Raw genomic sequence first — 12,936 nt, 5'->3', positions numbered from 1 at the left:
CGGTTCGGATCAGGGCTTACCACTCAGGTGGCTTGGATATGTTGATAAAAGCCCTGGGTTCCTGTCACGGCTTCTTCGCGCACGTCTCCGCAAGAACTATGAAGCCGCCTTCGACGCGGGCGAAGGCGTTGCCGATCGGCTCGGGTTGGGGTTTCGTCGGTACCGATACGACGCTGGTCTCGTGCCCGTCATTCAGTTCGATTATTGTCCGCTCATTCTCATCGCGCGCGGCCCAGTCCTGCACTTCCGACCAGTTCACCGTCTTGGTGCCATCCATGGTCGTGATCTTAGAGATGCATGGCGAAGACAGCGTGAAATCGGTGATCGATTTTCCATCGCGTTGTCCGACTTTCGTGAGAATGGTTTTCAGGATCGGTATGCCCGCCTGGTCGTTGTTGCTCGATCGGACATCGTCCGGCGGGCTATCGTCAGCGGCAGGCGCAGTAGCAGCGGCGTTGCGCACTGCATGCGTGTCAAAGGAAGATGTTTCGCCATTTGATGAATTTGCGGGCGTTGCGGGCGCATTATTGTTGCGGCACCCGCCGAGCAACAGCATTGCGAGGGCTATTGGGATTCGTACCCTGTTCATTTATATTCGCCGGATAGGAAAATTCTGGCCTCAGCGTCTCTTCTGACGGCCAAGCTGAGGACCTTCTCCCCTTTGGAAAATACATGGCGTTTGATTTCAATCATCGCCTCGTGGTGCTTTCCATCGTTGACCCGCTTCGTTGTCTTCGCCCCGCCGCCGCCCGGAGTGTAGGCGTAGGACACCAAGCATCGAATTCCTGTTGATGGAGCGGAACCGTGATCGCTCTCTTCACCTTCGCTTCATAGCTGGGGACGATATGGACCAGCTATGCCTTCTTGCTTGCGGATAAGATCGAACGCGTGCTCGTTTTCCGCGACGAGCACCGTCTCGTATTTGCGCGTGCCACGGGTAACCGATGTCAGGTCGGGCAGGCACGAATATCCGAGGATTTATTTCTCGCTTTCACAGGCATCGGCGAGATGTCCCATCGTACCGTTGACCCGCCGGAAACCATCGCCTTCGGGCAATATGAAATTGTGAACGCCAGCACCGTCATCGATCGGAATTGTCGCTGATCCGTGATCTACGGTTGGGGCAAAATTGTTCACCTTATTCCAGTGCACGGTAACAGTTACGTTGGATTTGGTGGTGAACACCGTCTGGCAACGCGACACTGCCTTGACGTTGGTGATCGGCTGGCCATCCAGCGTTGCGGCCGCCCCGATCAGTTCGCGACGCAGCGATGCCACCCCGATCGCGTTTGTCTGGTCTTCGGTATATTGCGAACCAGCAGTAGCGGTCGGATCACTCACACCTTCTGCATTGATCGATGCCTTGGTTGTCGCTGCGTTAGCGTTGCTCCCGCCAGCGCAAAGTATCAGCGCCGAGGCGGCGAGTGGTAGGCAAGATCCAGTCATGTATAGGTGCCATACAGTTCGTAGTTCAGCTGTCCGCCTTTCGTCAGGATCGATACGCCGTTCTGGTAGGTGCTGTCCGGAACCGACGCAGTCAATTTTCGCGCCCAATGTTTGCCAACGGTCCGCGGCACGTACCCCGTGACTGCACGCGCGATCGCACCGATCCACAGGCGCGTAGCAGGATCACGGCAGTGGTCTCGCCCATAGCCTGCATCGCCTATCGAGGTGTACAGCAGGGGTGGGAACCCTTGCCGTACTGCAGCGCAGCATCAGTTCGGTGCGCAGCCATCGGCGATACCGGACAATCCCATGTTCACCAGCGCCGCCACATCGCCGACGGTGGCGGTCTTCGTATCCTTGGGGAGAGACAAATCGTGCGATCCGTGACCGTCGTCGATCGGCGTCACGACACGGTTACCCTCGTCATGCTCGGCAAAATTACCGACTTTCGTCCAATCGACTACCACGGGTCCCTTGGTCGTGACAAAGGCCGTCTGGCAGCGTGACCGGAGCTGAAAGTCCTTGATTGCCGCGCCGTCGATCGTTCCGAACTGGATGAGCACGGGGCGGATCGTGCCGGCACCCGTTGTATTCGTCCGGTCCAGCGATTGCGCCGCAGGCGCGTCTTCGGACGCATTTTCCGTCGCTGGCAGCGGAGCCGAAGGTTCTCGCGCGGCCATGTTACCGTTGGCGTTCATGTCGGTGTTCGTGTCGGCGGCTGGCTGCGCGACGGACGCGGCGGCGCTGCCGTTCTCTGCGGCCGAACCATTGGCGCTGGCGCCACATCCGGCGAGCCCGACGGCGAGCGCCAGCATTACAGAACGCGAAACCATCACTTATATTCTCCGTATAGAAACAGCTTACTCTCGGCAGCGCGTCGGGTCACCAGGCTGCGAACCATCTGGCCCTTGGAATAGACGTGGCGCTTGATCTCGACCATCGCGTCGTGAAGCTTGCCCTCGTTGACCAGTTTGGTGGTCTTGGACCAGCCGCCGCCGGGGTTGTATGCATAGGATACGAGCGCATCGAATTCATGCTGATGCAGCGGTACCTTGATCGCACGCTTGACGCGGTCCTCGTATGACCCGACGATCCGGCGCAGCAGCAAGGCTTCCTGGTCGATCGAAATGTTGATGACGGACTTGTTGTCCTTCACAAATTGCGTCGCCGGCGCGCCCGATCGGCCTGCACCCGCCGCGGCGGTCTTCGCGGCCTCGATCGGTACGCCGATTGCGGTCAGATCCGATTGAACCTCCGCACTGGAGCGATCCTTCATGTCGTAGCCGGGTCCGATCGTCACGCCGCTGCCGGCGGTCGGGTGATGCAGCCGATTGCTGACGCCGCGTTGCGACTCATGTTCGACGATGAAGTGCCGGCCTTCTCGAGACATGTGCATGCTCGACACCGGGCTGGCCGTGCCCGCCGGCATCGCGGCGGTGCGGGCGCGTTCGCGGGCGGGCTCGACGGCGGCTTTCAAGGGGCCGGGATCGCCCTTGCCGACAGTCGCCGCGCTGGCTGCGGTCTGCGCCTTCTGGAAGGCGGCGGACCGGGTTCCAGGAATCGCGACGGTGCGCGTCGGTGTGCCTGAGGGGATGGCGCGCGCCGGGCTGGCGTAGCCGGCACCGTTGCCGGTCAAGACGCCCATCGTCATCGGGCCGGCGATGCCGTCGGGGGGGTAGAGCCCGTTACGCCGCTGGCCCAGCCGCACCGCGCGCTCGGTCTGCGGACCGAAGACGCCATCGGCGCCGAGCTGCGGGTCGTACTGGCGCAACAGCGTCTGTAGATTTCGGACGTCCTCGCCACGGCTTCCAACGCGTAACATCGCCATCCTTCCTGTCTCCTGGTCGTGGATACTACCCAATTCCACAGGCTTGCACCTCAATGCAGCGGGTGGGCCAGCCTGCAACGGGCCCGGTCGTGCGGCGACTACAATAGATCGAAAGCGAATGATCTCCAGCCGATTTTACAAGTTTTTTGAGGTTAACCATAGTCTTCGAAAGATCACAGCGACTTCGCATCTATGCATGGCGTAAAAATGTCGTCATGGTCCGCCGGGCCTTTCAAGGCGTCGTGCGTATCCCCAAAGGAGAGCGACAGTTCGTCTGTCTGCAAATCGCACGTCGTTATCGGCAACGCGCGGGGGATTGATGACATCGAAAGTATGGCGTTCATACGTGCTTATGATGGCTGGCGTCGCAGGGGGGGCGCTTCTTGCGCAGCCTGTTGCAGCGCAAGTAGTTCTGCCTTCCCGTCAGGAAGTGACTCCACCCGCACCTGACACGCGCCAGGAATCGGGGGTCAGCGTCGATTCGAGCCGTGCGTTGGAACAGCCCGCCTGCCCGTTCGAGACGTCGTCGCTCAAGGTCACGCTGACCACGCTGAGCTTCGTGCGGCCGGATGGCGGCGCGTTGCAACCCGAGATCGCCGAAGCGGTCGCCGGCATCGACGTGCCGCAGGGCGAGCAGCCGATCAGCGTCGTCTGCGCACTGCGCGACCGTGCCAACGCCGCGCTGCGACATGCGGGCTGGGTGGCTTCGGTGCAGATCCCTGCACAGGAGATCACGGGCGGAACGTTGCAGTTGCAGGTCGTGACCGCGCGCATCGTCGAAGTCCGCGTGCGGGGATCGGCCGGGCCGTATGACTCGATCCTGCGCGAGCGGATCGCGCAGATCCAGGCGCTCGATCCGCTGAACGAGAAGAAGGCCGAGCGGCTGTTGCTGCTCGCGGGCGATATCCCGGGGCTCGAGGTGCAGTTGTCGCTGCGCCCCGCCGGGACGCGACAGGGCGAGGTGATTGGCGAATTGTCACTCGCGTTCCGCCGGTTCGCGGTGATCGCCAACGTGCAGAACCAGAATAGTCGGCTGACCGGGCGCGAGACGGGCTATGCGCGGGCCGAGATCTACGGGCTGACCGGGCTGTCCGACGTCACCTATGTCGGCGTGTCGTCAACCGCGGACTTCAAGGAACAGCGCGTCGTGCAAGCGGGGCACATCATGGGCCTCGACCGTAACGGCACGACGCTGGGCGCGCGCTTCACCTACGCATGGTCGCGTCCCGACCTTGGTGCGCTCGACCTGCGGACCAATACGCTGATCACCGGGTTCGATCTGGCGCGGCCGCTGATCCGGTCGTTGCGGACCAACCTGCGTGCGACCGGCGGCTTCGACTATGTCGACCAGCGCTCGGTGGTGCGGACCGAGGGTGGGTCGGTGCCGTTGACGCTCGATAAGCTGCGGATCGGCTTTATCGGTATCGATGGCGACTATCGCACGGTGCGGTACGACGGCGCGACCGCATTCTCGATCGCCAGTTCGCTGCAGGTTCGCAAGGGCGTCGATGTGTTCGGATCAAGTGATATCGGCTTTGCAAACGGTCGGCTGACCTCGCGGATCGACGGTAATTCGCGCGCGCTGGTGGTGCGTGGTACGGTCGACACGGTGATCGGGGTCGGTCCGATCTTCAGTCTGGCTGGCCAAGGCCAGGCGCAATGGACGAACGATCCGCTGCTGAACTACGAGGAGTTCTCGGTCGGCAATCTGACGATCGGTCGCGGCTACGATCCGGGCGTGAGCACCGGCGATCGTGCGGTCGGCGGTCGCGGCGAAGTCCGCGCCGAGCTGCCGTTGATCACCGGCCTCGGGACGCAGCTGTTCGGTTTCTACGACCACGTCTATCTGCGCAATCTCGATCGCAATGCGATCGAGCCGAGGCGCACCTATCGCAGCTATGGCGGGGGCGCCCGCTTCTCGTTGCCGGGGCTGCTGGTGCTCGAGGTGATGTATGCGCACCCGCTGGATCGGGTTTTGAAGCTGGACGAGAAGCGCCCGCCCAACCGCGTGCTGGTGTCGTTGACCGCGCAATTCCGCGACAAGACGCGCTGACCCGCGCGCCGTACCGAGTTTAGGGGAGCCTTCGATGTCCATCCCATTATACCGTCGCCATATCCGCCGCACGCTGGCGATCAGCACCGTGCTCGCAAGCGGCTGTGTACCCGCGGTCGGATGGGCGCAGGCGCTGCCCAGGGCGAGTGACGTGAGGGCGGTGATGACGTCGCCCGGCGGCGGCAACCCGACCGTGACGCGCTCGGGCTCGACCTTGTCGGTCGATCTCAAGGCCACCAGCACGGTGATCGACTGGAACGGCTTCAATGTGCCGACGGGAGCGACGGCGGAGTTCACCGACGGTCGGGGGGTGGCGCTTGCGCGCAACATCGCCGTACTCAACCGCGACGTGTCGGGATCGCTGGCCGGCACGCAGATCCTCGGCACGCTCAAGTCCGATGCGAACGTCGCGGTGTGGGTGTTCAATCCCAACGGCATCCTCGTGGGATCGGGCGCCAAGATCAACACCGGGTCGCTCGTCCTGACGACGTTGAAGCCCGATCAGGCGAATTTTCTCGCCGGTAACGATCTCGGCGGCAGCTACGGCCTCGGCAAAGAAGGCGGCACCGCCGGCGATATCCGCGTCCAGTCGGGCGCGACGATCACGCTGTCGAGCGGCAACCGCGGGCTGATCATGGTCGCGCCCAAGATTACTTCGGCTGGCACGCTGACTGCGGGCAATCAGGACGTTGCTTTCGTTACCGCGACCGACGTAACGCTGAACTACGCCGCTGGCAGTCCCTTGTCGGTGACGTTGGACAAGGGAACGTCGGTCGGCGGCACCAGCCAGCTCGTGACCGGGTCGGTCAGCGGCCGGAACGTCGTGTTCGCGCTCGCTTCCAAGGCGAACGTCACCGATGCCCTGCTCAGCGTCGATGCATCCGTCACCAGCGCCTCGAACGGCGACAACGGCATCGTGTTGTCGGCGGGACGCAGCGGTAACGGCGTGACCGTGGGCAGCACGGCGACCGAGACCGGTGGTGTGGTCGGCATCGGCGGGTCTGGCGCATGGCGTGCGATCAACGACGATGTGACGCTGACCGCGAACGGTGCGGTGGCGCTGACCGGCGCGCTGCGGTCGGGCGGCGACGTCGTCGTCAACGCCGGGGGGCTCGCCAGCGTGGCGGGCGCGGTCACGGCAGGCAATGACTACCGCGTCGCCGGGACCGGCGTCACGCTGGGGCGCTCGACGTCGGTCGTGCAGTCGGCGGTCGACGTGGTCGACATTACCTCAACCAATGGGACCTTGTCCGGCGGCGCTGGACTGACGCTTCGCGCCAACGCGAATGGTGCGGGCAACAACTTGATGACGCTGTCGACAGCTGGCGCGGCAGGCGGTGATATCGTCTTCGCCAAGGGCTCGTCGATCGAGGGCGGTCCTAACCTCGACTCCGACGTCCGGATCGGCGTCGGGGTGGCGGGCAACGCGATATCGCTCGGAGACGTGTCGGCACGCGGTCTGCTCGGCGCAGTCGGCGGTGGCGCTTACACCAACGGACTGTCGATCGGCGGCCCGCTGGACCTTGGCGATGTGACCACGCGGTCGGCGTTGTCGCTGAGTTCGGGAGGCAGCTTGACCGCCGGCGTGCTGACATCAGGGGGCGCCGTTACGCTGAACGGCACCGGCGCGATGGGCCTGGCGGCAGTCGATGCGAGCGGCGACATCGCGCTGAACGGGAGTGGCGCAACTACGGTGTCGAGCGGCCTCGTCAGTCGGGGAGCGTCCAGCAACATTACGATCGCGCGCGATGGCGCCTTCAGGGTGACAGGCCCGGTAACCGCCGGTGGCACTTTGACGATCGGAACGACCGCAGCGACCGCCGAGTCCACCGCCATCGGCGGCGCGGTCGGCGCACGCGACATCAGCGTCGTTACCAGCGGCGCGCAGACCTATGGCGGCGCGGTGAGGGCAACTGGTGGTCTCACCGCAACGGCTGGTGGCGCGTTCACCTCGTCCGGGGCGATCACCGCTGCGAATACGGTAACGCTCACCGGCGCGAGTCTGGGGCTGAACGCCGTGACAAGCACGAACGGCGATCTCACGCTCGTCGCGACGAGCGGGGGCATTGCGGGGATTGCGCCCAACGGCGTACGCCTGACCGCCGGTGGTGCCTTGAGCGCGACCGCGGCCAACGGCGCGGTAACGGTAGCCAGCGGCACTGCGAACGGCGGTGTTCTTCGACTGACGGGCAGCGGCGGTGCGACGGCGGGCAGTTTGACCGGCAGCAACGACGTCATTGTCGACGCGGGGGGATCGGCCGCGATCGTCTCGGGCACCGTTACGGCGGGACGCAACTATGCGGTCAACGGCGGCTCGGTTTCGCTGGGAACGACGGGATCCGGACCGATCGGCGTCGTCTCGCAGGCCGCCCGAGGCGCGGTGACGATCAGCGGGGGTGCGGGGGGCATAATCGGGCTCGACCGGCTGACCTTGCAGTCCAATTCGGACGGTGCGGGCAGCGAAGCGCTCGAGCTTGCGATCGCCGACACGACGAATGGCGCGATCGCCTTCGCGCCGGGAACGACGCTCAGGGGTGGGTCGGCCTCGCAATCGGACGTCGTGATCCGCTCCGGCGTCGCGGAGGGCAGTGTCGCGCTCGGCAACGTCGTTGCGCGCAACCTGCTCGGCGCGGTCGGTACCGATACCGCGACCAGCGGTCTCACGCGTACATCCGCGCTCTCGCTCGGTAACGCCACGCTCACCGGCCCCTTGTCGTTGTCTGGTGCGGGGCTTGCGACCGGTGCGCTGACCGCCGGCGGGGTTGTGACGTTGACCTCCTCGGCGACCCTGACGACGGGTGCGATCAGCACCCCCGACGCCGTCACCGCCGTGGCGGCGGGAAATCTGCGGATCGCATCGGCACGCGGCGTCACGGGCGTGACGCTGACGTCGACCGGTGGCGATGTCGACGTCGCGGGAGCGTTGAGCGCGACGGCCGGCCCCGTGACTGTCGTGGCGAATGTCGGTGCGGCGCGCTTGCTGGGCGCGGTGACCGCAGGTGGCGATTACCGTGTTTCGGGCGGGTCGGTCACGCTCGGCGGCGTGCAGGCGGCGGTGGGCGCGGTCTCGATTGCCGCGACGGCCGGCACGCTGACCGGCGCGTCCGGACTTTCGCTGACATCGGGAAGCGATGGCCGAACGGCGCAATCGCTTGCGTTGTCGGCAACCGGTGGAATCGGGTTCGCGGCGAACAGCGTGATCAATGGTGGTCCGGCTCAGCAGGGCGCGGTCACCATCGATGGCGGCGCGAACGCGATCACGCTGGGCGACGTCAACGGTCGATCGCTGGTGTTCAATGCGGGGCAACCGCTGACCGGGGCGCTGACGGTGGGCGACATCGCAGTCGTCGATGGCCTGTCGATCACCGGCGGCGCGGCGGGAATCCGTCTCGGCGACGTTTCGGTCTCGTCGGGCGGGTTGGCGATCACAGCGGTGGACGGCGGGGTCAATTTCGGCAAAGCGGCGGTCAGCGGCGACCTGGCCGTGTCGGGATCGCGGATCGATTACCGCGCGATCGATGCCAACACAGTCGATCTTCGATCGGTCGGCACCTCCGCAACGGGTATCGCCGGGGGACTGATCGATGCGAGCGGACCGGTGACGATCACCGCGACCGACGGCATCGGCGGGGTCGCGACCGGCGCGATCACCACGAAATCCAACCTGACGATCAACTCGGTCGGCGAGATCCGCCTCAATAGCGTCGATGCCGGGGGTACGGCTGATCTGGCGACGCTGACCAATCCGGCGGATGTGCTGATCGTCAACGGTCTCACCGCGGTCGGCAAGGTCACGATCGCCTCGACGCGCGACATCCGCGCACCGTTCATCACCAGCACCGGCAGCAGCCTCTCGCTCAGCGCCCCCAATGGCGACGTCACCGGGTACCTGCCGGGTACGACGATCGAGCTCAATACCGGCGTCGATGGCGGCTATACGGTGGACGTCGGGCGCGCGGTGCGGCTGGGCGCGCTGACGGGCGGTCCGGTCTCGTTGCGCGCGGATACGATCGACATCGGTTCGATCAGTGTGGGTACCAACCTCGTCAAGCTGTTCGCGGACAGCGGCGATCTCACTATCCGCAACGGGATCAAGGCCGGGTTGGTCGACCTCCGCGCATCGGGCGCGGTCTCGGTCGGCGGCCTGATCGACGCGAGCGATGCGGTCACGCTGACCAGCACCGATGGGCTGTCGTTCGGCGGCATCCGCGGACTGTCGGTCGCGGCAAACTCGGGCGGTGCGATCACCGGCGGCGCGATCCGGAGTAGCGGCGCTATCAACCTGACCGGCGGCTCGCTTCGGGTCGGCGACCTGACCAGTGCCACCGGTGCGATAACGCTCGAGGCCGTGTCGGGAAAGCTCGTGACCGGCGATCTGACCGCCGTCACCGGGATCGGCGCGCTCGCGCGCGGCGACGACCTGTCGGTGGGGGCGGTCACAGTGTCGGGCGGCAGCGCCAACCTGGCTTCGACGGCCGGCGATGCGCGGCTCGACAGCGGCTCCGCGAGCGGCGACATCGTGTTGAGCGCGGCAGGCGTCGCCGCATCGCCTGGCGCTATCCTGGCGGGGGCCAATTATCTGGTCACCGGCGGGACGGTCTTGCTGGGGCGCAACGTTACGCAGGAAGCGGGCGGCCGTATCGAGATCACCGCCACCAGTGGCAATATCGGCGCAGGCGATAGGCTTGTGTTGATCGCGAACAGCGGCAACGGCGTCGCGGGCGATGCGATGTTGCTCGATGCGGCGGGCGCGATTGACCTGCTCGGCTCGCGCATTTCCGTCCGCAACGGTGGCGCGCTGGGGTTGCGCGCGGGATCGGGTAAGACCGTGACGCTCGGCGATATCGATGCCGGGCTCGTCGGCGGCATCGCGACGGCCGCGGATGGCAGCCGTTCGGTCTCGACGCTGTTTGCCAATGACGCGGCGTTCACGGCCGGTACGATCCGCGCGGCGAATCTGGGAATCGCATTGTCGGCGGGCGATCTCGCGATCGATGCTGTGACGACGACGCAGGCGACGCGATTGTCGACGGCGGCAGGCGCGATCAGGGTCGGGTCGATCACCGCGGATACCTTCGCGGTGGACGCAAGCGGCGTGCTGGCGGGTGGCGCGTACGCGTCGCGCGGGGATAACAGCGTGGCGGCGGGCAGTATCGGACTGACCAGCCTCACCGCTAGTCTCGGATCGACCAGCGCGGCTGCGCGCACCGGCGACATCGTGATCGCCACGGTCGCGGCGGGTAGCACCGCGACGCTCACCGCACCCGGTGCGATCGGTGTCCGATCGATCACGGCGAATGCGCTGAGGCTCGACGCGGGCGGTACGGTCACGGGCGGAACCTACGCCATCAAGGACGCGACGTCGGTTGCCGGGCAATCGATCCGGCTTGCGGGTCTCACGTCCGAGACCGGGAGCATCACTGCGACGGCTCTACGGGACGGCATTGCGATCGATCGGCTCGTTGCAGGGGGCGGCGCAACACTCACCGCACCCGGTGCGATCGCGATCGGCGGCCTGACGGCGAATACGCTGACCGCCACGGCGGGCGGTGCACTGTCGGGTGGCGACTTTACGACGACGGGTATGGCATCGCTGACTGGGCAGTCGATCGCGCTGACCGGGGTCACGACGACGCAGGGATCGCTGACCGCCAACGCGACCGGCGGCGACCTGGCGATCGGACGAGTGACGGCCGGCGGCCTCGCGACGCTGATCGGAACCGGCGCGGTTACGGTAAATGGCCTGACAGCGGGCGCACTGGCGGTGGATGCTGGCGGTGGCGTTTCAGGTGGTACCTATGCGGTGAACGGAGTGGCGTCGGTTGTCGGACAGGCGGTTACGCTGGCCGGGCTGACGTCCGACACGGGCGATGTGACGGCGACGGCGCGCGCGGGCGACATTGCCATCACCCGGCTTGTCGCTGGCGGCGCGGCAACAGCCACAGCGAGCGGCGCGGTGGCTATCGGTGAGTTTGGCGCAAAGGGTGCTGGCGCGATTACCGCGGCCGGCGGCGGTATCCGGCTCGACACGGCGACCGCGAGCGCCCTCACGCTCAAGGCGGCGGGCGATATCGGTGGGCGCACCGGGGCCGGCGCGACGTTGGCGAGCACGGCCGGCGATCTCACCGTGACCGGCGACCGCGCGGTAACGCTGGCGGGGGCGACCTCGGCAGGCAGTGCGACGATCGGCGGCAGCGATGTCCGGGCGTCGGGCGGGCTGAGTGCCGCCCGCGCGTTGCTGGTGCAGGCGCGCACCGCGTTGACGGTGGGCGACGCTACCGCGGGGAGTACGCTGTCGCTGACCGCGACCAACGGGCTGACCGCGCAGGCGCTGAGGGCAGGTGGCGATACCAGTCTGAAGGCGGGGGCCGCGTTGGTGACGGGCGCGATCGATACCGGTGGCGCGCTGTCGGTGACCGGCGGTGGCGACGTGTCGCTCGCGTCGAGCCGCACCAGCGGTGCCGCGACGATCGACGCGGTCGGGATCGCGACGCTCGGCCAGATGATCGCCGGGCCGAGCCTGACGATCAAGGCAAGCGACGCCCGGCTGTCGGGTATCCAGCGCGCCGCCGCGGTCGGGTTCGAGAACCGTACGGGCGATACCAGCGCGCTACGGCTCGGCGACGGCACCGCCGCGGATGGCTTCCAATTGTCCGATGCCGAGATCAAGCTGGTCGAGGCCGATGCGCTGACCTTCCGGCAGGGCGCGGGCGCGGTCGAGATCGGCACGCTGGCGTTCGGCGCCGATGCGGGCCGCCGCACGGTCGACGTATTGGGGACCGGGCGGATGACGATCGACGGCGTCGTCAGTGGTGCGGGGGCGGGGCGGATGTTCCGGTTCGGTGGCACGACCACCTCGGAGACCGATACTGCGTCCGCGATCCACGTCGCGGCGACCAGCACGGCGGGCGGGCGTCTGTTGTTCGATACCGCCGATCTGGATCTGCGCGGCAACCGGATCGCGGTCGGGCTGGGCGCGGGTTTCCTCAACCTGCTGAACGACGATGCCACCGTCACGCAGGTCGTTGCGGGCCTGGTCGGGAACGCCAATTCGGCGCTCTACAACGCCAATCTCGGCGGCGGCACCTATGATCCGTCCGCGCCGACGACGGTGTCGGCACGCAGCCTGACGGTGCGCTACGGCGACTATGCGCTGTTCCAGAACACCGGCGTCGCGCGCACCAACACGGGTATCGTCCTGGGCGGCACGCCTACCGCACCGGTTAATCCGGCGCTCAGCCTGCGCCCGACCACCGCGTCGAACACCTTTGCCGCATTCGGCACGATCAACGGCGTCGGCGCGACCGCGGCGGCGCTGTTGGGGCCGGACGCCGTGGCGCTAGGGAACGCCAACGTCTCCGCTACCCGGATCAACGGCTGCGTCGTAGGATCGGGCGCGGGTTGTCTCACCGCGATCGTGATCCAGCCGACTTTGCAGGTGTTCTCCGCGAGCCAGGCCGATCTGTTCGGATCGGTCGCCGATCTGACGGTGCCGTTCGATCCGCTTGTCGGCGGCTCGAACGAGGAACTGCTGACCGGGCTGGCGGCACTGGCGCCGAAGCCCGATACCGATGGCTGCGTCGTCGGCAAGAAGGAGTCGTGCAAGTGA

At 66.3% G+C, this 12,936-nt stretch carries 7 protein-coding genes; 2 read left to right on the top strand and 5 right to left on the bottom strand.

The genetic code is table 11. From position 1 onward, the window contains the following. Window positions 1-64: 64 nt before the first annotated feature. The 5 genes from ASF09_RS07510 to ASF09_RS07490 form a co-directional block, all read right to left on the bottom strand. Window positions 65-556 (bottom strand): hypothetical protein, encoded by a 492-nt coding sequence (locus ASF09_RS07510; protein WP_156359253.1) that lies wholly within the window; start codon window positions 554-556, stop codon window positions 65-67. A 29-nt stretch (window positions 557-585) separates the two neighbouring features. After that, window positions 586-771, bottom strand: coding sequence for a hypothetical protein (locus ASF09_RS07505; protein WP_156359252.1), 186 nt, complete (start codon window positions 769-771; stop codon window positions 586-588). A 207-nt stretch (window positions 772-978) separates the two neighbouring features. Next, entirely contained in the window at window positions 979-1,341 is a 363-nt protein-coding gene (locus ASF09_RS07500; RefSeq protein ID WP_156359251.1) for a hypothetical protein, read from the bottom strand. Window positions 1,342-1,715: 374 nt separating this feature from the next. Continuing rightward, window positions 1,716-2,261 (bottom strand): hypothetical protein, encoded by a 546-nt coding sequence (locus ASF09_RS07495; RefSeq protein ID WP_060525584.1) that lies wholly within the window; start codon window positions 2,259-2,261, stop codon window positions 1,716-1,718. A gap of 17 nt (window positions 2,262-2,278) precedes the next feature. Beyond that, on the bottom strand, window positions 2,279-3,268 hold the full coding sequence (locus tag ASF09_RS07490; protein ID WP_162237236.1) for a glycoside hydrolase family protein: 990 nt from the start codon (window positions 3,266-3,268) through the stop codon (window positions 2,279-2,281). A 436-nt stretch (window positions 3,269-3,704) separates the two neighbouring features. On the opposite strand from ASF09_RS07490, the gene ASF09_RS07485 reads away from it, so the two are divergent. Together ASF09_RS07485 and ASF09_RS07480 are read left to right on the top strand one after the other, a co-directional pair. Beyond that, the gene (locus ASF09_RS07485; protein ID WP_156359250.1) at window positions 3,705-5,327 is read left to right on the top strand and encodes a ShlB/FhaC/HecB family hemolysin secretion/activation protein; all 1,623 of its coding nucleotides are present in this window, start codon (window positions 3,705-3,707) and stop codon (window positions 5,325-5,327) included. 34 nt (window positions 5,328-5,361) lie between these two features. Beyond that, window positions 5,362-12,936 (top strand): two-partner secretion domain-containing protein, encoded by a 7,575-nt coding sequence (locus ASF09_RS07480; RefSeq protein ID WP_060525581.1) that lies wholly within the window; start codon window positions 5,362-5,364, stop codon window positions 12,934-12,936.

Source organism: Sphingomonas sp. Leaf242 (assembly GCF_001422045.1).
Lineage (GTDB): Bacteria > Pseudomonadota > Alphaproteobacteria > Sphingomonadales > Sphingomonadaceae > Sphingomonas.
The sequence above is the reverse complement of the archived record's forward strand: the minus strand, read 5'-3'. Positions and strand labels throughout refer to the sequence as shown.

Coding starts and splice junctions, on each gene's coding strand:
- ASF09_RS07480 (WP_060525581.1), top strand. CDS start 5,362: ATGTCCATCCCATTATACCGTCGCCATATCCGCCGCACGCTGGCGATC.
- ASF09_RS07495 (WP_060525584.1), bottom strand. CDS start 2,261: ATGCTGGCGCTCGCCGTCGGGCTCGCCGGATGTGGCGCCAGCGCCAAT.
- ASF09_RS07510 (WP_156359253.1), bottom strand. CDS start 556: ATGCTGTTGCTCGGCGGGTGCCGCAACAATAATGCGCCCGCAACGCCC.
- ASF09_RS07490 (WP_162237236.1), bottom strand. CDS start 3,268: ATGTTACGCGTTGGAAGCCGTGGCGAGGACGTCCGAAATCTACAGACG.